This window comes from Streptomyces sp. NBC_01334 (assembly GCF_035983595.1).
Taxonomy (GTDB): domain Bacteria; phylum Actinomycetota; class Actinomycetes; order Streptomycetales; family Streptomycetaceae; genus Streptomyces; species Streptomyces coriariae.
The window spans coordinates 2,038,027-2,059,281 of the sequence record NZ_CP130718.1 but is presented as its reverse complement, the minus strand read 5'-3'; the positions used below and the strand labels follow the sequence as shown (position 1 = coordinate 2,059,281).

At 70.1% G+C, this 21,255-nt stretch carries 20 protein-coding genes; 18 read left to right on the top strand and 2 right to left on the bottom strand.

Annotation, left to right across the window (positions count from 1 at the left end; all coding sequences use genetic code 11):
• Nucleotides 1-39 precede the first annotated feature (39 nt).
• The 12 genes from OG736_RS09320 (at nucleotide 40) to OG736_RS09260 (ending at nucleotide 12,880) form a co-directional block, all read left to right on the top strand.
• Entirely contained in the window at nucleotides 40-582 is a 543-nt protein-coding gene (locus OG736_RS09320; protein ID WP_327182018.1) for a LemA family protein, read from the top strand.
• Between the two features lie 598 nt (nucleotides 583-1,180).
• Complete coding sequence (pdxS, locus tag OG736_RS09310) at nucleotides 1,181-2,092, top strand: pyridoxal 5'-phosphate synthase lyase subunit PdxS (RefSeq protein ID WP_171396135.1); 912 nt, start codon at nucleotides 1,181-1,183, stop codon at nucleotides 2,090-2,092.
• An 8-nt stretch (nucleotides 2,093-2,100) separates the two neighbouring features.
• Nucleotides 2,101-2,712: a pyridoxal 5'-phosphate synthase glutaminase subunit PdxT gene (gene pdxT / locus OG736_RS09305; RefSeq protein WP_327182017.1), complete on the top strand. Its 612-nt coding sequence runs from the start codon at nucleotides 2,101-2,103 to the stop codon at nucleotides 2,710-2,712.
• 74 nt (nucleotides 2,713-2,786) lie between these two features.
• The gene (locus OG736_RS09300) at nucleotides 2,787-3,539 is read left to right on the top strand and encodes a YebC/PmpR family DNA-binding transcriptional regulator (protein WP_028806682.1); all 753 of its coding nucleotides are present in this window, start codon (nucleotides 2,787-2,789) and stop codon (nucleotides 3,537-3,539) included.
• Nucleotides 3,540-3,697: 158 nt separating this feature from the next.
• Nucleotides 3,698-4,246 carry a crossover junction endodeoxyribonuclease RuvC gene (gene ruvC / locus OG736_RS09295; RefSeq protein ID WP_327182016.1) on the top strand — a complete coding sequence of 183 codons (549 nt, stop codon included), beginning with the start codon at nucleotides 3,698-3,700 and terminating at the stop codon, nucleotides 4,244-4,246.
• Nucleotides 4,243-4,848, top strand: a complete 606-nt coding sequence (gene ruvA / locus OG736_RS09290; RefSeq protein ID WP_020128831.1) for a Holliday junction branch migration protein RuvA — start codon at nucleotides 4,243-4,245, stop codon at nucleotides 4,846-4,848. Before ruvC ends, ruvA begins: the two co-directional genes overlap by 4 nt.
• A 9-nt stretch (nucleotides 4,849-4,857) precedes the next feature.
• The gene (ruvB, locus tag OG736_RS09285) at nucleotides 4,858-5,916 is read left to right on the top strand and encodes a Holliday junction branch migration DNA helicase RuvB (RefSeq protein ID WP_327182015.1); all 1,059 of its coding nucleotides are present in this window, start codon (nucleotides 4,858-4,860) and stop codon (nucleotides 5,914-5,916) included.
• A gap of 175 nt (nucleotides 5,917-6,091) precedes the next feature.
• Entirely contained in the window at nucleotides 6,092-6,601 is a 510-nt protein-coding gene (gene yajC, locus OG736_RS09280) for a preprotein translocase subunit YajC (protein ID WP_142269374.1), read from the top strand.
• Nucleotides 6,602-6,735: 134 nt separating this feature from the next.
• Nucleotides 6,736-8,514 carry a protein translocase subunit SecD gene (gene secD / locus OG736_RS09275; RefSeq protein ID WP_327182014.1) on the top strand — a complete coding sequence of 593 codons (1,779 nt, stop codon included), beginning with the start codon at nucleotides 6,736-6,738 and terminating at the stop codon, nucleotides 8,512-8,514.
• Between the two features lie 3 nt (nucleotides 8,515-8,517).
• On the top strand, nucleotides 8,518-9,630 hold the full coding sequence (gene secF, locus OG736_RS09270) for a protein translocase subunit SecF (protein ID WP_327182013.1): 1,113 nt from the start codon (nucleotides 8,518-8,520) through the stop codon (nucleotides 9,628-9,630).
• Nucleotides 9,627-10,175: an adenine phosphoribosyltransferase gene (locus OG736_RS09265; RefSeq protein ID WP_327182012.1), complete on the top strand. Its 549-nt coding sequence runs from the start codon at nucleotides 9,627-9,629 to the stop codon at nucleotides 10,173-10,175. The genes secF and OG736_RS09265 overlap by 4 nt, the downstream gene beginning before the upstream one ends.
• A gap of 182 nt (nucleotides 10,176-10,357) precedes the next feature.
• Nucleotides 10,358-12,880, top strand: coding sequence for a RelA/SpoT family protein (locus tag OG736_RS09260; protein ID WP_327182011.1), 2,523 nt, complete (start codon nucleotides 10,358-10,360; stop codon nucleotides 12,878-12,880).
• 80 nt (nucleotides 12,881-12,960) lie between these two features.
• Here the strand turns inward: OG736_RS09260 and OG736_RS09255 are convergent, their stop codons facing one another.
• Both OG736_RS09255 and OG736_RS09250 read right to left on the bottom strand, forming a co-directional pair.
• The gene (locus tag OG736_RS09255) at nucleotides 12,961-14,190 is read right to left on the bottom strand and encodes a DUF349 domain-containing protein (protein ID WP_020128838.1); all 1,230 of its coding nucleotides are present in this window, start codon (nucleotides 14,188-14,190) and stop codon (nucleotides 12,961-12,963) included.
• Nucleotides 14,191-14,347: 157 nt separating this feature from the next.
• Nucleotides 14,348-15,163, bottom strand: a complete 816-nt coding sequence (locus OG736_RS09250) for a peptidylprolyl isomerase (protein WP_327182010.1) — start codon at nucleotides 15,161-15,163, stop codon at nucleotides 14,348-14,350.
• A 180-nt stretch (nucleotides 15,164-15,343) separates the two neighbouring features.
• Between OG736_RS09250 and OG736_RS09245 the strand changes: the two genes are divergently transcribed.
• From OG736_RS09245 to OG736_RS09220, 6 genes are all read left to right on the top strand, one after another.
• The gene (locus tag OG736_RS09245) at nucleotides 15,344-16,060 is read left to right on the top strand and encodes an MBL fold metallo-hydrolase (protein WP_020128840.1); all 717 of its coding nucleotides are present in this window, start codon (nucleotides 15,344-15,346) and stop codon (nucleotides 16,058-16,060) included.
• Between the two features lie 13 nt (nucleotides 16,061-16,073).
• Nucleotides 16,074-17,336: a histidine--tRNA ligase gene (gene hisS, locus OG736_RS09240; RefSeq protein WP_327182009.1), complete on the top strand. Its 1,263-nt coding sequence runs from the start codon at nucleotides 16,074-16,076 to the stop codon at nucleotides 17,334-17,336.
• Nucleotides 17,337-17,616: 280 nt separating this feature from the next.
• On the top strand, nucleotides 17,617-18,276 hold the full coding sequence (locus tag OG736_RS09235; RefSeq protein ID WP_327182008.1) for a vitamin K epoxide reductase family protein: 660 nt from the start codon (nucleotides 17,617-17,619) through the stop codon (nucleotides 18,274-18,276).
• Between the two features lie 83 nt (nucleotides 18,277-18,359).
• Nucleotides 18,360-19,715, top strand: coding sequence for a replication-associated recombination protein A (locus OG736_RS09230; RefSeq protein ID WP_327182007.1), 1,356 nt, complete (start codon nucleotides 18,360-18,362; stop codon nucleotides 19,713-19,715).
• Between the two features lie 301 nt (nucleotides 19,716-20,016).
• Nucleotides 20,017-20,631 (top strand): 30S ribosomal protein S4, encoded by a 615-nt coding sequence (gene rpsD / locus OG736_RS09225; RefSeq protein ID WP_020128844.1) that lies wholly within the window; start codon nucleotides 20,017-20,019, stop codon nucleotides 20,629-20,631.
• A 183-nt stretch (nucleotides 20,632-20,814) separates the two neighbouring features.
• The gene (locus OG736_RS09220; protein WP_327182006.1) at nucleotides 20,815-21,255 is read left to right on the top strand and encodes a DUF948 domain-containing protein; all 441 of its coding nucleotides are present in this window, start codon (nucleotides 20,815-20,817) and stop codon (nucleotides 21,253-21,255) included.

Below are 21,255 nucleotides of genomic sequence, written 5' to 3'. Positions count from 1 at the left end.
GCCCCGCCGGTGTGAAGGTCGCGGGTAGCCTTGCCGCCCGTGACCGCAACCCTGATCTGGACCCTGGTCGTCCTCGTCGCGATCGGCCTGTACCTGAGCTGGACGGCGGGACGGCTGGACCGGCTGCACGCCCGCATCGACGCCGCCCGCGCGGCGCTGGACGCACAGCTGCTGCGCCGGGCGTCCGTGGCCCAGGAGCTGGCCACCTCCAAGGTGCTCGACCCCGCCGCCTCGATCGTCCTCTACGAGGCCGCGCACGCGGCGCGGCAGGCCGAGGAGGAGCAGCGGGAGGTCGCCGAGAGCGACCTCAGCCAGGCCCTGCGGGCCGTCTTCGCGGACCCGCGGCAACTGGACGTCGTACGCGAGGCGCCCGGGGGAGACGCGGCGGCCCGTGAGCTCACCGAGGCCGTCCGCCGGGTCCCCATGGCCCGCCGCTTCCACAACGACGCCGTGGGCGCGGTCCGCAGGCTGCGCCAGCACCGCAAGGTCCGCTGGTTCCGGCTGGCCGGCCACGCCCCGTTCCCGATGGCGTTCGAGATGGACGACGAACCGCCGCCCGCCCTCGCGGACCGCGCGGCCTGAGCGGACGGCGGGCGCCGTGTCTTCCCCGACCTGGCGGAGTCGGGCACGGGCCGGGTCTTCGTCGTCGTGGCCGCGCCGACCGGCGTGGTCCACGTGGTGCAGGGCGGCTACGGCTGTGTCCCGTATGTGCAGGAGGGCAGTCTGCTGCCCGTGTTCGGGCGGGACCTCGACGCGGGGCTGAAGGGGATCTTCGCCGGGGAGCTGAAGGGGTCGGGCTCCCGAGGGCCGGACCGGCCCCGCAGCTGCTCGACCGCCTGCGGAGCGCCGTCGCGTTCCACCTCTACGGCTCCGCGAACCGCGACGACGTGTTCCCCGGCCCGCTGGTCCTCGACGAGTCCCGCCCGGCCGAGGTGGACGAGGTGTGGGTGCCGGTCCTGTCGCCGGACGGGCCGGGGCGCTGGTCCGGGAGAACTCCGACCAGGGAGAGCGGCGCGACGCGGGTGACCGGCCGACGAGGTCGGTCCGTGGGGCCGGTGCGGGCCGCATGATCCACCAAAAGGATCCACGGGCTTCCCATTGGCCCTTGCTGTGGACTGGTCCACTCGCGTTTCCTCATTGCTGCCGAAGCCCCCTTTTTTCCGACGAGTGAGGTCACCCCGTGTCCAGCACGATCTCCGAAAACCAGACCCCCGAGACCGGCACCGCGCGCGTGAAGCGCGGTATGGCCGAGCAGCTCAAGGGCGGCGTGATCATGGACGTGGTCAACGCCGAGCAGGCGAAGATCGCCGAGGACGCCGGCGCCGTGGCCGTCATGGCGCTGGAGCGGGTCCCGGCCGACATCCGCAAGGACGGCGGCGTGGCCCGGATGTCGGACCCCAACATGATCGAGGAGATCATCGAGGCGGTCTCCATCCCGGTGATGGCCAAGTCCCGTATCGGCCACTTCGTCGAGGCCCAGGTCCTCCAGTCGCTCGGCGTCGACTACATCGACGAGTCCGAGGTCCTCACTCCGGCCGACGAGGTCAACCACTCCGACAAGTGGGCGTTCACCACCCCCTTCGTCTGTGGCGCCACCAACCTGGGCGAGGCCCTGCGCCGCATCGCCGAGGGCGCGGCCATGATCCGCTCCAAGGGCGAGGCCGGCACCGGCAACGTCGTCGAGGCCGTCCGGCACCTGCGTCAGATCAAGAACGAGATCGCCCGGCTGCGCGGCTTCGACAACAACGAGCTGTACGCCGCCGCCAAGGACCTGCGCGCCCCCTACGAGCTGGTCAAGGAGGTCGCCGAGCTCGGCAAGCTCCCCGTCGTGCTGTTCTCCGCCGGTGGTGTCGCGACCCCGGCCGACGCCGCGCTGATGCGCCAGCTCGGCGCCGAGGGTGTCTTCGTCGGCTCCGGCATCTTCAAGTCCGGCGACCCGGCCAAGCGCGCCGCCGCCATCGTGAAGGCCACCACCTTCTACGACGACCCGAAGATCATCGCGGACGCCTCCCGCAACCTGGGCGAGGCCATGGTCGGCATCAACTGCGACACCCTGCCCGAGGCCGAGCGCTACGCCAACCGCGGCTGGTAAGCCCTCCCATGAGCCGCGAAGCCCCCGTCATAGGTGTCCTGGCACTCCAGGGCGACGTCCGGGAGCACCTCATCGCCCTGGCCGCGGCCGACGCCGTGGCCAGGCCGGTGCGGCGCCCCGAGGAACTCGCCGAGGTCGACGGTCTCGTCATCCCCGGCGGTGAGTCGACCACCATCTCCAAGCTGGCCGTCCTCTTCGGCGTGATGGAGCCCCTCCGCGCGCGCGTGCGGGCCGGAATGCCCGTCTACGGAACCTGCGCGGGCATGATCATGCTCGCCGACAAGATCCTCGACCCGCGCTCGGGCCAGGAGACCGTCGGCGGCATCGACATGATCGTGCGCCGTAACGCGTTCGGGCGGCAGAACGAATCCTTCGAGGCCGCCCTCGACGTGAACGGCATCGAGGGCGACCCGGTGCAGGGTGTCTTCATCCGCGCCCCCTGGGTCGAGTCCGTCGGCGCCAGGACCGAGGTGCTCGCCGAGCACAAGGGTCACATCGTCGCCGTCCGCCAGGGCAACGCGCTGGCCACCTCGTTCCACCCGGAACTGACCGGTGACCACCGTGTGCACGCCCTGTTCGTCGACATGGTGCGCGCGAACCGGGTGGCGGCGTCCTTGTAGGATCTGGTGGTCCCCTCAGGCTCCGCAGGCCCGGGGAGTTCGTCCAGGTTGGGTTACGCGAAGGAGACAGGCAGATGTCCGGCCACTCTAAATGGGCTACGACGAAGCACAAGAAGGCCGTGATCGACGCCAAGCGCGGCAAGCTCTTCGCGAAGATGATCAAGAACATCGAAGTCGCGGCCCGTACCGGTGGCGCGGACGTGTCCGGCAACCCGACGCTGTTCGACGCCATCCAGAAGGCCAAGAAGAGCTCGGTCCCGAACAAGAACATCGACTCCGCGGTGAAGCGCGGCGCCGGTCTCGAGGCCGGCGGCGCCGACTACGAGACGATCATGTACGAGGGCTACGGCCCGAACGGCGTCGCGGTGCTCATCGAGTGCCTCACGGACAACCGCAACCGCGCCGCCTCCGACGTCCGCGTCGCCATGACCCGCAACGGCGGCTCCATGGCCGACCCGGGCTCGGTGTCGTACCTCTTCAACCGCAAGGGCGTCGTCATCGTCCCCAAGGGTGAGCTGGCCGAGGACGACGTCCTCGGTGCCGTGCTCGACGCGGGCGCCGAAGAGGTCAACGACCTCGGCGAGACCTTCGAGGTCCTCTCCGAGGCCACGGACCTGGTCGCGGTGCGCACCGCGCTCCAGGAGGCCGGCATCGACTACGACTCCGCCGAGGCCAACTTCGTCCCGACCATGCAGGTCGAGCTCGACGAGGACGGCGCGCGGAAGATCTTCAAGCTGATCGACGCGCTCGAGGACAGCGACGACGTACAGAACGTCTTCGCCAACTTCGACGTCAGCGACGAGGTCATGGAGAAGGTCGACGCGTAGCCCCGCCGCGAGCTGAGCGGATCCGTCGGGCCGGTGGGACACGTCCTACCGGCCCGACGTCGTTGTCGGTGGCAGCGGATAGCCTGGCGGACGTCAGAGATCACCGGCCACGTTCGATGGACCGCAGCGGCGGTCCGGCCGCGAAGAGGGGAAGGCGCGTGCGGGTATTGGGGGTGGACCCCGGACTGACGCGATGTGGCGTCGGTGTCGTCGAGGGGGTCGCGGGCCGGCCGCTCACCATGCTCGGCGTGGGAGTCGTACGGACGCCCGCGGACGCCGAGTTGGGGCAACGCCTCGTCGGCATCGAACAGGGCATAGAGCGGTGGCTCGACGAGTACCGCCCCGAATTCGTCGCCGTGGAGCGGGTCTTCAGCCAGCACAACGTCCGCACGGTCATGGGCACCGCCCAGGCCAGCGCCGTCGCGATGCTGTGTTCCGCCCGCCGCGGCATCCCCGTCGCCCTGCACACCCCGAGCGAGGTCAAGGCAGCCGTCACCGGCAGCGGACGCGCGGACAAGGCCCAGATCGGCGCGATGGTCACGCGCCTGCTGCGGCTCGACGCGCCGCCCAAACCCGCCGACGCCGCCGACGCCCTCGCGCTCGCCATCTGTCACATCTGGCGCGGTCCCGCGCAGAACCGGCTCCAGCGGGCCGTCGCCCTGCACACGGCCACAGCACAGACGACACCGAAAGGCCGTACGGCATGATCGCCTTCGTCAGCGGCACCGTCGCCGCCCTCGCTCCCGACACCGCCGTGGTCGAGGTGGGTGGCGTGGGCATGGCCATCCAGTGCTCGCCGAACACGCTGTCCACGCTCCGGCTCGGCCGGCCGGCCAAGCTCGCCACCTCCCTCGTCGTACGGGAGGACTCACTGACCCTGTACGGGTTCGTGGACGACGACGAGCGCCAGGTCTTCGAGCTGCTCCAGACGGCGAGCGGGGTCGGCCCCCGGCTGGCCCAGGCCATGCTGGCGGTGCACGCGCCGGACGCCCTGCGCCGCGCGGTGGCCACGGGTGACGAGAAGGCCCTCATCGCGGTGCCGGGCATTGGCAAGAAGGGTGCCCAGAAGCTGCTGCTGGAACTGAAGGACCGCTTGGGCGAGCCGCTCGGCGCCCCCGTGGTCGGCGCGCCGGTCACCAGCGGCTGGCGCGACCAGCTGCACGCCGCCCTGATCGGCCTCGGCTACGCGACCCGCGAGGCCGACGAGGCGGTCGCCGCCGTGACCCCGCAGGCCGAGGCCGCGGACGGCGCGCCCCAGGTGGGCCACCTCCTGAAGGCCGCCCTTCAGACCCTGAACCGCGCCCGCTAGGAGACGTCAGTGAACTGGGACGACACGACCGAAGAGACCGCCCCGGAGCGGTTGGTCGGCTCTGTCGCCGACCGTGAGGACCAGGCCGTCGAGGCCGCGCTGCGCCCCAAGGACCTGGGCGAGTTCATCGGCCAGGAGAAGGTCCGAGAACAGCTCGACCTCGTCCTGCGCGCCGCACGCGCGCGGGGCGCCACCGCCGACCATGTGCTGCTCTCCGGCGCCCCGGGCCTCGGCAAGACGACTCTCTCGATGATCATCGCCGCCGAGATGGGCGCCCCGATCCGCATCACCAGCGGCCCCGCCATCCAGCACGCGGGCGACCTCGCGGCGATCCTCTCCTCCCTCCAGGAGGGCGAGGTCCTCTTCCTCGACGAGATCCACCGCATGTCCCGGCCCGCCGAGGAGATGCTCTACATGGCGATGGAGGACTTCCGCGTCGACGTCATCGTCGGCAAGGGCCCCGGCGCCACCGCGATCCCGCTCGAGCTGCCCCCCTTCACGCTGGTCGGCGCCACCACGCGCGCGGGCCTGCTGCCGCCCCCGCTGCGCGACCGCTTCGGTTTCACGGCGCACATGGAGTTCTACGAGCCCGCCGAACTGCAGCGCGTCATCCACCGCTCCGCGGACCTCCTCGACGTGGAGATCGACACCGACGGCGCCGCCGAGATCGCCGGCCGCTCCCGCGGAACCCCCCGGATCGCCAACCGCCTGCTGCGCCGCGTACGCGACTACGCGCAGGTCAAGGCCGACGGGCGGATCACCCGCGCGATCGCGGAGGCCGCGCTGAAGGTCTACGAGGTGGACGGTCGCGGCCTGGACCGGCTCGACCGCGGGGTCCTGGAGGCCCTGCTGAAGCTGTTCGGCGGCGGCCCGGTCGGTCTGTCCACGCTCGCCGTGGCGGTGGGGGAGGAGCGTGAGACCGTGGAGGAGGTGGCCGAGCCCTTCCTGGTGAGGGAGGGACTGCTCGCCCGTACCCCGCGAGGACGGGTGGCGACCCCGGCCGCGTGGGCGCACCTCGGCCTCAGCCCGGCTCAGGGAAGTGGACAACAGGACCTGTTCGGGGCGTGACGCGCAGGACTGCGGCGGAGGTGTTGGCCGGGTCAGGAACCCAGGTGCCATGCTGAGCGTTGTTCCATGCGCGCGGACTCGCTTAGACTCCGCCGATGCCGCCGTTGTCGGCAGCACACAACCCCCATCCAACAGGCCGCTCCACCATCGCGGTCGTCCGAAGGAAGTCCGTCCCGTGAGTCCTGTGACCCTCCTCCCGTTCATCGTGCTCATCGGGGCCATGTTCCTGATGACCCGGTCGGCCAAGAAGAAGCAGCAGCAGGCCGCCGCCATGCGTAACGACATGCAGCCCGGCAGTGGTGTCCGCACCATCGGGGGCATGTACGCGACGGTGAAGGAGGTCAACGAGGACACGGTCCTCCTCGACGCCGGTCCGGGCGTCGACCTGCTCTTCGCGAAGAACTCCATCGGTGCCGTCCTGACCGACGACGAGTACAACCGCATCGTCCACGGCATCGAGCACGACCTGAAGTCCGACTCCGACGTCGTCCCGGACGACGCCTCCTCCCTCACCGAGACCGACGACTCCGTCGACGACGCTGCCGCCGCCTCCGACGACAAGGCCGTCGACCTCGGTAAGAAGGACGCGACCGACGAGGTGCAGGAGAAGGCCGCCGACGCCGAGCCGGCCGAGGCCGCCGAAGAGCCGAAGAAGACCGACGGCGACTCCGACGCGAAGAAGTAGCCCCGTCCCCGGCGCGTACGGGTCCCACCCGTCCGCGCCGGGGCGCGCGCATCTCGCCAGGGGATCCCGACACCATGTCATGGCCGCCGCCGCGCTGACCCGGCGCGAGGTGGCCCGAGAGGGAGTACGAGAAGGTGGCAGCACCTAAGAAGGGCCGGAGCGCGAGTGCCCAGAGCAAGCCAGGGCGCTCGCTGGCCCTGATCCTGATCGCCATCGTGGGGCTCACCGCAGGCATGTTCGCCTCCGGTCACACCACTCCGCGTCTCGGCATCGACCTTGCCGGCGGTACCAGCATCACGCTGGAGGCGAAGTCGGACCAGGGATCAGCGATCAACAAGGCCAACATGGACACCGCGGTCGAGATCATGAACCGCCGTGTCAACGGGCTGGGCGTCTCCGAGGCGGAGGTGCAGACCCAGGGCAGTCGCAACATCATCGTGAACATCCCCAAGGGCACCAACTCGGAGAAGGCCCGGGAGCAGGTCGGCACCACCGCCAAGCTGTACTTCCGTCCGGTCCTGGCCCAGGAGGCCACCGGCTCCGCCGCCGCCTCGCCGAGCGCGTCCCCGAGCGGCTCCTCCAGTGCCTCTCCGAGCCCCTCGGCGAGCGCCTCCGGCACCGGTGAGAAGGCGACCTCCTCGTCCTCCCCGTCGGCCTCCGCCACCTCGCAGGGCCGCGCCGTCACCGACGCGCTGAAGGCCGACTCGACCCCGTCGGCCTCCGCCGACGCCAAGGCGAGCTCCTCCGCCAGCCCGTCGGCCTCCGCGAGCAGCGGCGCCGCCGTCACCGCGGACGACGCCGCGCTCCAGGCCAAGTACGCCGCCCTGGACTGCTCCAAGGAGTCGGTCCGGGCCAAGGCCGGCGAGGGCGTCAAGCCCGAGGACACGACCGTGGCCTGCGGTGAGATGGACAAGGTCTGGTACAAGTACCTGCTCGGCCCGGCCGCCGTCGACGGCACCGAGGTCGACAAGGCCCAGGCCGTCTACGACACGCAGACCGCCGCCGGCTGGCAGGTCACCATGGACTTCAACAAGTCCGGCGCCAAGAAGTTCGCCACGATCACCGGCCAGCTCGCGCAGAACACCCAGCCGCAGAACGAGTTCGGCATCGTGCTCGACGGCAACGTCGTCTCCAGCCCGTACGTGAGCTCCTCCATCACCGGCGGCCAGGCCCAGATCTCGGGCAGCTTCACGCAGGAGGAGGCCCAGGGCCTCGCCAACATGCTGTCCTACGGTGCGCTCCCGCTCTCCTTCCAGGAGCAGAGCGTGACCACGGTGACGGCGGCGCTCGGCGGTGACCAGCTGCACGCCGGTCTGCTGGCCGGCGCCATCGGCCTCCTGCTGGTCGTGATCTACCTGGTGGCGTACTACCGCGGCCTGGCGCTCATCGCGCTCGCCTCGCTGCTGGTCTCCGCGGCCCTCACCTACGTGCTCATGGCGCTGCTCGGCCCGGCCATCGGCTTCGCGCTGAACCTGCCCGCCGTCTGTGGCGCCATCGTCGCCATCGGCATCACGGCGGACTCGTTCATCGTGTACTTCGAACGCGTCCGGGACGAGATCCGCGAGGGCCGTACCCTGCGCCCCGCCGTCGAGCGGGCCTGGCCGCGTGCCCGGCGCACCATCCTGGTCTCCGACTTCGTGTCGTTCCTCGCCGCCGCGGTGCTCTTCATCGTCACGGTCGGCAAGGTCCAGGGCTTCGCGTTCACACTGGGCCTGACCACCGTCCTGGACGTGGTCGTGGTCTTCTTCTTCACCAAGCCGCTGATGACGCTCATCGCTCGGCGGAAGTTCTTCGCGAGCGGCCACAAGTGGTCCGGCCTCGACCCGAAGAGCCTGGGTGCCCAGCCTCCGCTGCGCCGTACCCGCCGTCCCGGCGGTCCTGCCGCCGGCCCCGTCGAGACGAAGGAGGCCTGAGCGATGTCGAAACTCGGCAACCTCGGCGCCCGGCTGCACCGTGGCGAGATCAGCTACGACTTCATCGGCCACCGCAAGCTCTGGTACAGCATCTCGATCCTGATCACCATCACGGCCATCGTCGGCCTGGCGGTGCGCGGCCTGAACATGGGCATCGACTTCCAGGGCGGCGCCGTCTTCACCACCGAGAAGACGAGCGTCTCCGTCTCCCAGGCCGAGGAGTACGCCAAGGACGCGTCCGGCCACGACGCGGTCGTGCAGAAGCTGGGCAACGGCACGCTGCGCATCCAGATCGCCGGCATGGACATCAAGCAGTCCAGCGCGATCAAGACCGAACTGGCCAAGGACTTCAAGGCCGACCCGGAGACGATCACCGCCGACCTGGTCGGTCCCAGCTGGGGCGACCAGATCGCCAGCAAGGCCTGGCAGGGCCTGGCGATCTTCATGGTCCTGGTCGTGATCTATCTGGCGATCGCCTTCGAGTGGCGCATGGCCATCGCGGCCCTCGTCGCCCTGATCCACGACATCACCATCACGGTCGGCATCTACGCCCTCGTCGGCTTCGAGGTGACGCCCGGCACGGTGATCGGTCTGCTGACGATCCTCGGCTACTCGCTGTACGACACGGTCGTCGTCTTCGACTCCCTCAAGGAACAGACGAAGGACCTCACCAAGCAGACCCGCTTCACCTACAGCGAGATCGCCAACCGCTCGATCAACGGCACCCTGGTCCGTTCCATCAACACCACGGTCGTCGCGCTGCTGCCGGTGGCGGGACTGCTGTTCATCGGCGGCGGCTTCCTCGGCGCGGGCACGCTCAACGACATCTCGCTGTCGCTGTTCGTCGGACTCGCGGCAGGCGCGTACTCCTCGATCTTCATCGCCACGCCGCTCGTCGCCGACCTCAAGGAGCGCGAGCCGCAGATCAAGGCGCTGAAGAAGCGTGTCCTGGCCAAGCGCGCCCAGGCGTCGGCAGAGGAGGCGCCCGCGCAGACCCGCGGCGACGACACCTACGGCGACGAGCCGGAGGACGCCGAAGCCGCGGTCGTCGGGCCGCGCAACCAGCCCGCGTCCCGGGGCCGGGGCCGTGGCCGTCCGTCGGGGAAGCGCCGATGACGGAGCTCACCGACATCACGGCGCTGCTGCACAGCCGCATCCGTGACGTGGCCGACTACCCGGAGCCGGGGGTGATGTTCAAGGACATCACCCCGCTCCTGGCGGACCCGGTGGCGTTCACCGCGCTCACCGACGCGTTCGCCGGGATCGCCGAGCGCACCGGCGCCACCAAGGTCGTCGGCCTGGAGGCCCGGGGCTTCATCCTGGGTGCCCCGGTCGCCGTCCGGGCCGGCCTCGGCTTCATCCCCGTACGCAAGGCCGGCAAGCTCCCCGGAGCCACCCTCGGCCAGGCCTACGACCTGGAGTACGGCTCGGCCGAGATCGAGGTGCACGCCGAGGACCTGGCCGCCGACGACCGCGTGCTGATCGTCGACGACGTCCTCGCCACCGGCGGCACCGCCGAGGCGTCGATCCAGCTCATCCACCGGGCGGGCGCCCAGGTCGCGGGCGTCGCCGTGCTGATGGAGCTGGGCTTCCTCGACGGCCGTCCCCGCCTGGAGGCGGCCCTCGGCGGAGCGCCTCTGGAGGCCCTGCTCACGATCTGAGCGCGGTCCCAGAAACCGTCGTAGCCCAAGTGGGCGGGCCCGGAGGAATCCGGAGCCCGCCCCTTGTGTTTCTCCGGTAGACGGCCCTCACATCGGCCTGAAGGCGATCCTGGAGCTCAGGATCGCTACGATGGGTGCTCCGGAGCCTGACCGGGGACCCGGATCGCGCACGAGGAGTCCTCTTGCCAGACGAGGCCCAGCACCTGACCGCCGCCAAGCCCGAGTCCGCCTCGGGTCCCGCGGCCACGCCCGCGTCGCAGGCGAAGGACGACGGCCGGGGGGCGGTCGAACACGACCGGTCCGCGCCGGTCGACAAGCCGGCCGAGCAGCCCCGGCCCAAGCCGGCCCAGCCCGACGGCTCCTCGGTCGTGCCCGCCGGCCGACCGGCCGCCGCACAGCCCCCGGCCCGTTCCGGCTCCTCCAACCGCGTCCGCGCCCGCCTCGCCCGGCTCGGCGTCCAGCGCCAGAACCCGTACAACCCGGTCCTGGAACCGCTGCTGCGGATAGTGCGCAGCAACGACCCCAAGATCGAGACGGCGACGCTGCGCCAGATCGAGAAGTCCTACCAGGTCGCCGAGCGCTGGCACCGCGGTCAGAAGCGCAAGAGCGGCGACCCGTACATCACGCACCCGCTCGCGGTGACCACGATCCTCGCCGAGCTGGGCATGGATCCGGCCACGCTCATGGCGGGCCTGCTGCACGACACCGTCGAGGACACCGAGTACGGCCTGGAGGACCTGCGCCGCGACTTCGGCGACCAGGTGGCCCTGCTCGTCGACGGCGTCACCAAGCTGGACAAGGTCAAGTTCGGCGAGGCCGCGCAGGCCGAGACCGTGCGCAAGATGGTCGTCGCCATGGCCAAGGACCCGCGCGTCCTGGTCATCAAGCTCGCCGACCGGCTGCACAACATGCGCACCATGCGTTACCTCAAGCGCGAGAAGCAGGAGAAGAAGGCGCGCGAGACCCTCGAGATCTACGCGCCGCTCGCCCACCGTCTCGGCATGAACACCATCAAGTGGGAACTGGAGGACCTCGCCTTCGCGATCCTCTACCCCAAGATGTACGACGAGATCGTACGGCTGGTGGCCGAGCGGGCACCGAAGCGTGACGAGTATCTGGCCATAGTGACCGACGAGGTCCAGGCCGACCTGCGCGCCGCCCGGATCAAGGCGACCGTCACCGGCCGCCCGAAGCACTACTACAGCGTCTACCAGAAGATGATCGTCCGCGGCCGTGACTTCGCGGAGATCTACGACCTGGTGGGCATCCGCGTCCTCGTGGACACCGTCCGCGACTGCTACGCGGCCCTCGGCACGGTGCACGCGCGATGGAACCCGGTCCCCGGCCGGTTCAAGGACTACATCGCGATGCCCAAGTTCAACATGTACCAGTCGCTGCACACGACGGTCATCGGCCCCAACGGCAAGCCGGTCGAACTCCAGATCCGCACGTTCGACATGCACCGCCGCGCCGAGTACGGCATCGCCGCGCACTGGAAGTACAAGCAGGAGGCCGTCGCCGGCGCCTCCAAGGTGCGCTCGGACCAGCCGAGGACCACCGGCAAGGACGACCACCTCAACGACATGGCGTGGCTGCGCCAACTGCTCGACTGGCAGAAGGAGACCGAGGACCCCGGCGAGTTCCTGGAGTCCCTGCGCTTCGACCTGTCGCGCAACGAGGTCTTCGTCTTCACGCCGAAGGGCGACGTGATAGCGCTGCCGGCCGGCGCCACGCCCGTGGACTTCTCGTACGCGGTGCACACCGAGGTGGGCCACCGCACCATAGGAGCCCGCGTCAACGGACGCCTCGTCCCGCTGGAATCGACCCTGGACAACGGCGACCTGGTGGAGGTCTTCACCTCCAAGGCGGCCGGGGCCGGGCCGTCCCGGGACTGGCTGAACTTCGTGAAGTCGCCGCGTGCCCGCAACAAGATCCGGGCCTGGTTCTCCAAGGAGCGCCGCGACGAGGCCATCGAGCAGGGCAAGGACGCCATCGCGCGCGCGATGCGCAAGCAGAACCTGCCGATCCAGCGGATCCTCACCGGCGACTCGCTGGTCACGCTGGCGCACGAGATGCGCTACCCGGACATCTCCTCGCTGTACGCGGCGATCGGCGAGGGCCATGTGGCCGCGCAGAACGTCGTGCAGAAGCTGGTGCAGGCCCTCGGCGGCGAGGAGGCGGCCACCGAGGAGATCGACGAGACGGTCCCGTCCCGCAGCCGTGGCCGCAAGCGGCGCAGCAACCAGGACCCCGGTGTGGTCGTCAAGGGCGTCGACGACGTCTGGGTCAAGCTGGCCCGCTGTTGTACGCCCGTACCCGGCGACCCGATCATCGGCTTCGTCACGCGCGGTAGTGGTGTATCGGTTCACCGCAGCGACTGCGTCAACGTGGAGTCACTCTCCCGCGAGCCGGAGCGCATCCTCGAGGTCGAGTGGGCGCCCACCCAGTCCTCGGTCTTCCTGGTCGCCATCCAGGTCGAAGCGCTCGACCGGTCCCGCCTCCTCTCGGACGTCACGCGGGTGCTGTCCGACCAGCACGTCAACATCCTGTCCGCGGCGGTCCAGACCTCCCGCGACCGGGTGGCCACCTCCCGCTTCACCTTCGAGATGGGCGACCCCAAGCACCTGGGGCACGTCCTGAAGGCCGTACGCGGCGTGGAGGGCGTCTACGACGTGTACCGGGTGACTTCGGCGCGCAGACCGTAGCCGAGCACACGAGAGGCCCCCGTACGCGATGTACGGGGGCCTCTTCGTCGAATGTCGACCGGACGGGTCGGGAGCCGGGATCAGCCGCCGAACTCCTGGAGGCCCTTCAGGGCCTGGTCCAGCAGCGCCTGACGGCCCTCCAGCTCACGCTCCAGCTTGTCGGCCCTCGCGGAGTTGCCCTGGGCACGAGCCTGGTCGATCTGCGTCCGCAGCTTGTCCACGGCGGCCTGGAGCTGACCGGTCAGACCCGCGGCACGCGCGCGTGCCTCCGGGTTCGTCCGGCGCCACTCGGCCTCCTCGGACTCCTGCATCGCCCGCTCCACGGCGTGCATCCGACCCTCGACCTTCGGCCGGGCGTCGCGCGGCACGTGGCCGATGGCCTCCCAGCGCTCGTTGATCGAGCGGAACGCGGCACGCGCCGCCTTCAGGTCACCGATCGGCAGGAGCTTCTCGGCCTCCTCGGCCAGCTCCTCCTTGAGCTTCAGGTTCTCCGTCTGCTCCGCGTCCCGCTCGGCGAACACCGAGCTGCGGGCGGCGAAGAAGACGTCCTGAGCGCCGCGGAAGCGGTTCCAGAGGTCGTCCTCGTGCTCGCGCTGGGCCCGGCCCGCCGCCTTCCACTCCGCCATCAGCTCGCGGTAGCGGGCCGCCGTCGGACCCCAGTCCGACGAACCGGACAGTGCCTCGGCCTCGGAGACCAGCCGCTCCTTGGTCCGGCGGGCCTCCTCGCGCTGCGCGTCCAGCTGTGCGAAGTGCGCCTTGCGACGCTTGGAGAACGCCGAGCGCGCGTGCGAGAACCGGTGCCACAGCTCGTCGTCCGACTTGCGGTCGAGACGCGGCAGACCCTTCCAGGTGTCCACCAGCGACCGCAGCCGCTCGCCGGCGGCCCGCCACTGGTCGGACTGCGCCAGCTGCTCCGCCTCGGTGACCAGGTCCTCCTTGGCCTTGCGGGCCTCGTCGGACTGCTTGGCCCGCTGCTGCTTGCGCTCCTCGCGCCGCGACTCGACGGTCGCCACCAGCTTGTCCAGCCGGTCCCGCAGTGCCTGGAGATCACCGACCGCGTGGTGCGCGTCGACCTGTTCGCGGATGTGGTCGATCGCGACCTGGGCGTCCTTCGTCGACAGATCGGTGGTCTTCACTCGCTTCTCGAGGAGGCCGATCTCGACAACCAGGCCCTCGTACTTGCGCTCGAAATAGGCCAGCGCCTCCTCGGGGGAGCCTGCCTGCCAGGAACCGACCACCTGCTCGCCGTCGGCCGTACGCACGTACACGGTCCCCGTCTCGTCGACGCGGCCCCACGGGTCGCTGCTCACAGCGCCTCCTCCACATGATGCCTCCGAGGGGCTTCAGCGCCCCTGGGCATCGTCCACAGTTTCGTCACGGCCAACATAGGCGACCGGCGGGCCGCCTGTCCGCATCCAGCGCGACCGAAATTGCGCAGTTGACCGCCCCTTAGTCGTCAGATCGCCGTCAGGATTTCGTGACCGTCGCCTTGTTGATCACGACCGTCGCGTTCGGGGCTCCGTCACCCGCGCCCGTGTTCTCGCCGGCGGCGGCGATCTTCGTCAGCACCTTCATGCCGTCGGCCGACACGGTACCGAACGGCGTGTAGCTCGGCGGGAGCTGACTGTCCTGGTAGACGAGGAAGAACTGGCTGCCGCCGGTGTGCGCCTGACCCGTGTTGGCCATCGCGATCGTGCCCGCCGGGTAGATGTTGTTCTTGAGGCTGGTGTCCTTCAGGTTCTCGTCCGGAATGGTGTAGCCGGGACCGCCGCTGCCGCTGCCCGTCGGGTCACCGCACTGCAGCACGTAGATGCCGTTGGTGGTGAGACGGTGGCACTTGGTGTGGTCGAAGTAGCCCTTGCCGGCGAGGAAGCTGAACGAGTTCACCGTGTGCGGCGCGGCCTTCGCCTTGAGCGCTATGCCGATGTCCCCGCACGTCGTCGCGAGGGTCATCGTGTACTTCGCCGACTTGTCGATCGTGACCGCCGGCTCCTTCTTCCAGGTCTGCGTCTTGACCGAGCCCGCGGCCGCCTTCTCGCACGGGTCCTTGACGGCGCTGGGCGTCGCGGACGGCGTCGTCTCCGAGCTCGCGTTCGCCTTGTCGTCGTCCTTCATGACGCCGGTCGTGTACAGCGCGACGCTGCCGATGATGATCACGCCGAGCACCGACGCGATCACCGAGTTGCGCGCACGTGCCTTGCGTCGCGCGGAGGTGCGCCGCTGCTGCTGCCGCAAGAACTTCTCCCGGGCGAGCTGACGCTTCCGCTGTTCCTGGGTGACCACCGAGTTCTCTCCTCGTGCGTCTCGTACGTCGACTGGGACGCGTGCGTCTTGTGAGCCGACCGCCTGCGTGTGCCCCGTACCGTATATGGGTTCGCTGAGGAATCGGCAGCGCCGGTAGGCTCTGACCACTGGCGCAGCCGCCCAGAAGCCCACGCGTATCGACACAAACGAAGGACGATCGTGCTCATTGCCGGGTTCCCCGCCGGGGCCTGGGGGACGAACTGTTATCTCGTCGCCCCCGCCGCCGGTGAGGAGTGCGTGATCATCGACCCGGGCCACCAGGCGGCCCCAGGAGTCGAGGAAGCGATCAGGAAGCATCGGCTCAAGCCCGTCGCCGTCGTCCTCACCCACGGCCACATCGACCACGTGGCCTCGGTCGTCCCGGTGTGCGGAGCGCACGACGTACCGGCCTGGATCCACCCCGAGGACCGCTACATGATGAGCGACCCCGAGAAGGCGCTCGGCCGGTCCATCGGGATGCCGCTGATGGGCGAACTGACCGTGGGAGAGCCGGACGACGTCCGTGAGCTGACCGACGGCGTGGGACTGGACCTGGCCGGTCTGGAGTTCTCCGTCGCCCATGCGCCGGGCCATACCAAGGGGTCGGTGACCTTCCGGATGCCCGAGGCGGCCGACGTCCCGTCGGTCTTCTTCTCCGGGGATCTGCTGTTCGCCGGCTCCATCGGACGCACCGACCTGCCCGGCGGCGACATGGCCGAGATGCTCGACTCGCTGGCCCGCGTGTGCCTGCCGCTCGAGGACTCGACCGTGGTGCTGTCCGGCCACGGCCCCCAGACGACCATCGGCCAGGAGCGCGCCACCAACCCGCATCTGCGGCAGGTGGCGGCCGGCGGCCAGGGAGCGGGTACGCACGCCCCTCCCCGACGAGGAATGTGACGAGAGACCTTCCGTGAGTACCTTTCAGGCCCCCAAGGGCACGTACGACCTGATTCCGCCGCGTTCCGCGAAGTTCCTCGCGGTGCGCGAGGCGATCGCCGCCCCGCTGCGCAACTCCGGCTACGGCTACGTCGAGACGCCCGGCTTCGAGGACGTCAACCTGTTCGCGCGCGGTGTGGGTGAGTCCACCGACATCGTCAGCAAGGAGATGTACGCCTTCGAGACCAAGGGAGGCGACCAGCTGGCCCTGCGCCCGGAAGGCACGGCGTCCGTGCTGCGCGCCGCCCTGGAGGCGAACCTGCACAAGCAGGGCAACCTGCCGGTCAAGCTCTGGTACTCGGGCTCGTACTACCGGTACGAGAAGCCGCAGGCGGGCCGGTACCGGCACTTCTCCCAGGTCGGTGCCGAGGCGATCGGCGCGGAGGACCCGGCGCTGGACGCCGAGCTGATCATCCTGGCCGACCAGGCGTACCGGTCGCTGGGGCTGCGCGACTTCCGCATCCTCCTGAACAGCCTCGGCGACAAGGAGTGCCGCCCGGTGTACCGGGAGGCACTCCAGGCCTTCCTGCGGGGCCTTGACCTCGACGAGGACACGCTGCGCCGCGCGGAGATCAACCCGCTGCGGGTCCTGGACGACAAGCGCGAGGCGGTCCAGAAGCAGCTGGGCGGCGCGCCGCTCCTGCGCGACTACCTCTGCGACGCGTGCAAGGCGTACCACGAGGAGGTCCGTGAGCTGATCACGGCGGCGGGCGTGGTCTTCGAGGACGACCCGAAGCTGGTCCGCGGCCTCGACTACTACACCCGCACGACCTTCGAGTTCGTCCACGACGGGCTGGGCTCCCAGTCCGCGGTGGGCGGTGGCGGCCGCTACGACGGTCTCTCCGAGATGATCGGCGGCCCCGCGCTGCCGTCGGTGGGCTGGGCGCTGGGCGTCGACCGTACGGTGCTGGCGCTGGAGGCGGAGGGCGTGGAGCTGGAGCTGCCCGCCGCGACCTCCGTGTTCGCCGTCCCGCTCGGCGAGGAGGCCCGCCGGGTCCTCTTCGCGAAGGTCACCGAACTGCGCAAGCTCGGTGTCGCGGCGGACTTCTCCTACGGCTCCAGGGGGCTCAAGGGCGCCATGAAGAGCGCCAACCGCAGCGGGGCCCGCTACACGATCGTCGCCGGCGAACGCGATCTCGCCGAGGGCGTCGTCCAGCTCAAGGACATGGAGTCCGGCGAGCAGACGGCGATCGGCGTCAACGAGATCGTGGCGGAACTGGAGTCGAAGCTGGGCTGACGGGCGCGAAAGCCCGACGAAGGCGCCGGGTCGGGTGACCCGGCGCCTTCGTCATGCGCCGGAACGTCAACCCGGCGGCCGCCCGTTCGTCCTTCGGAGGGCGTCGTCGTCCGAGCGCCACGCACGCGTGCCGGTGTGCGCCTGGCCTTGGCCGGAACCGAACGCCGCGCGGCGGCCGTACGTACTTCCTTATGCGCAGCGAACGGTGCGCACCCGGTCCGGTGCGGCACAATGGCCCCTGCCCGAAGATGGTCCAACTCTCAAGTGACGGATCGGCGTGATGAGCAAGACGACAGTCAAAGACGTCTCCACGGAGTCCGAGCCCGAGCGCGTCACCGCGACCGAGCCCCGGACCGTGGGCGGCAGCCGTGCGTTCGCGATCCTGCTGCTGATCACCGGTGCCGCCGGTCTGCTGGCCGCCTGGGTCATCACGCTCGACAAGTTCAAGATCCTCGAGGCCAAGGTCGCCGGCGAGACCTTCACGCCCAGTTGCAGCATCAGCCCGATCATCAGCTGCGGCAGCGTCATGGAGAGCAAGCAGGCCGCCGCCTTCGGCTTCCCCAACCCGATGCTCGGTCTCGTCGCCTACGGCATCGTGATCTGTGTCGGCATGAGCCTGCTGACCCGGGTCGCGTTCCCGCGCTGGTACTGGCTGACCTTCAACTTCGGCACCCTCTTCGGCGTGGCCTTCTGCACCTGGCTCCAGTACCAGTCCCTGTACGAGATCAACGCCCTGTGCCTGTGGTGCTCGCTGGCCTGGGTCGCGACGATCACCATGTTCTGGTACGTCACCTCGTTCAACGTGCGCAACGGCCTGCTGCCCGCCCCGGGCTGGCTGAAGCGCTTCCTCGGCGAGTTCACCTGGGTCCTGCCGGTCACCCACGTCGGCATCATCGCCATGCTGGTCCTGACCCGCTGGGGCGCGGACCTCTGGGCCTGAGCCCCGCACGGCACAGGCGTCGGAGCAGGCCGCGCACCGGGCGCCGGACATGACTGTCGGACCTCTGACGTAGGCTCCGACGTGTGGAGCCCGACCTGTTCACCGCCGCAGCGGAAGACCGCCAGGAGAAGGACCCCGCCGGGAGCCCCCTGGCGGTCCGGATGCGCCCGCGCACCCTCGACGAGGTGGTGGGCCAGCAGCACCTGCTGAAGCCGGGCTCACCCCTGCGCCGCCTGGTCGGCGAGGGCGCCACGGGCCCGGCCGGGCCCTCCTCGGTGATCCTCTGGGGGCCGCCCGGTACCGGGAAGACGACCCTGGCGTACGTCGTCTCCAAGGCCACCAACAAGCGGTTCGTCGAACTGTCGGCCATCACGGCGGGCGTCAAGGAGGTCCGCGCCGTCATCGACGGCGCCCGCCGCGCCATCGGCGGCTACGGCAAGGAGACCGTCCTCTTCCTGGACGAGATCCACCGCTTCAGCAAGGCCCAGCAGGACTCCCTCCTGCCGGCCGTCGAGAACCGCTGGGTGACGCTGATCGCGGCGACCACCGAGAACCCGTACTTCTCGGTGATCTCGCCCCTACTCTCCCGCTCCCTCCTGCTGACCCTCGAGCCCCTCACCGACGACGACCTCCGCGACCTCGTCCGGCGCGCCCTGACCGACGATCGCGGTCTCAAGGGCGCCCTCACCCTCCCCGAGGACACCGAGGCGCATCTGCTGCGCATCGCCGGCGGCGACGCCCGCCGCGCGCTCACCGCCCTGGAGGCCGCCGCCGGAGCCGCCCTGGACCAGGACGAGACCGCGATCAGCCTCCAGACCCTGGAGCAGACCGTCGACCGCGCGGCGGTGAAGTACGACCGCGACGGCGACCAGCACTACGACGTCGCCAGCGCCCTCATCAAGTCCATCCGGGGTTCGGACGTCGACGCGGCCCTGCACTACCTGGCCCGCATGATCGAGGCCGGTGAGGACCCCCGCTTCATCGCCCGCCGTCTGATGATCTCCGCCAGCGAGGACATCGGTCTCGCCGATCCGGGTGCGCTGCCCCTCGCGGTCGCCGCCGCCCAGGCCGTCGCCATGATCGGCTTCCCCGAGGCCGCCCTCACGCTCAGCCACACCACCATCGCCCTCGCCCTGGCGCCCAAGTCCAACGCCGCGACGACCGCGATCGGCGCCGCCCTGGAGGACGTACGCAAGGGACTGGCCGGCCCGGTGCCGCCGCATCTGCGCGACGGGCACTACAAGGGCGCCGCCAAACTGGGGCACGCACAGGGGTACGTGTATCCGCACGACCTGCCCGAGGGCATCGCCGCCCAGCAGTACGCCCCGGACGCCATCAAGGACCGTGAGTACTACGAGCCCACCCGGCACGGCGCCGAGGCCCGCTACGCCGACGCGGTCGAGTGGACCCGGCAGCACCTCGGTCGCAACGGGTCCTGAGCACCCTGTAGACTCGCCCGAAGTGCCGCGTCCCGTGCAGTCAGAACAGGACAGTCGGCCGGAGCACGGTCCTCGGACCTCGCTCCAGGAGCGTCGCGCACCGTCGAACGGTGTCGCGGGCAGCCCATCACCACCCGGAGTTCCGGGACCGGTCGGTGGGCAACTCGCGTGCTGCATGTATGTGCCCAGACCAGGGGAGCGGCTGCCCGACAGGTTCCACGCGGACCCGACGGGTTTCCCCGGCTGCGGATGCGACCTCCCTTAACCCTGACAAGCCGGAAATTCTGGAAAGAGAGAGATCGTGGCGAACCAGCCCCGTCCCAAGGTCAAGAAGTCGCGTGCCCTCGGCATCGCGCTGACCCCGAAGGCCGTCAAGTACTTCGAGGCCCGCCCCTACCCGCCGGGTGAGCACGGCCGTGGCCGCAAGCAGAACTCGGACTACAAGGTCCGTCTGCTCGAGAAGCAGCGTCTGCGCGCGCAGTACGACGTGTCCGAGCGCCAGCTCGTCCGCGCCTACGAGCGTGCCTCCAAGGTCCAGGGCAAGACCGGTGAGGCCCTGATCATCGAGCTCGAGCGCCGTCTCGACGCGCTGGTCCTGCGTTCGGGCATCGCCCGCACGATCTACCAGGCCCGCCAGATGGTCGTGCACGGCCACATCGAGGTCAACGGCCAGAAGGTCGACAAGCCGTCCTTCCGCGTCAAGCCGGACGACGTCGTCATGGTGCGCGAGCGCAGCCGTGAGAAGACGCTGTTCTCGATCTCCCGCGAGGGTGGCTTCGCCCCCGACGGCGAGACCCCGCGCTACCTCCAGGTGAACCTCCGCGCCCTGGCCTTCCGCCTGGACCGTGAGCCGAACCGCAAGGAGATCCCGGTGATCTGCGACGAGCAGCTCGTCGTCGAGTACTACGCCCGCTGATCCCCTTCGGGATCGGTCTGCGGCGGTCGTAGGACTTCTGCGCCAAGGCCCGTCGTCTCCCTGCTCTTCGGAGCAGGTGGGACGGCGGGCTTTCGCACGCCTAATCCGGTACGGAACGCCGGCGTCGGCGCGATAGGCTCGCCTCCAGAGATAGGTGTTCGTCAGACAGGGAGCGGGTGCGCAGTGTCCGGTGGAGAGGTGGCCGGCATCCTGGTGGCCGTGTTCTGGGCGATCCTGGTCTCCTTCCTCGCCGTCGCGCTGGCGAGGCTGGCCCAGACGCTCAGGGCGACCACCAGACTCGTCGCCGACGTGACCGAGCAGGCCGTGCCGCTGCTGGCCGACGCCTCCGCGGCGGTGCGTTCCGCGCAGACCCAGATCGACCGGGTCGACGCGATCGCCACCGATGTCCAGGAAGTCACGTCGAACGCCTCGGCGCTGTCCACCACGGTCGCCTCCACCTTCGGCGGCCCCCTGGTGAAGGTCGCCGCCTTCGGCTACGGCGTCCGCCGGGCCCTCGGCGGCCGCAAGGACGACGTGCCCGCCGGGGAGTCCCGGCGGACCGTGATCGTGGGCCGAACGGTCTCCCGGCGGGAGAAGCGCAAGCCCCGTGGAAAGAGGGACTGA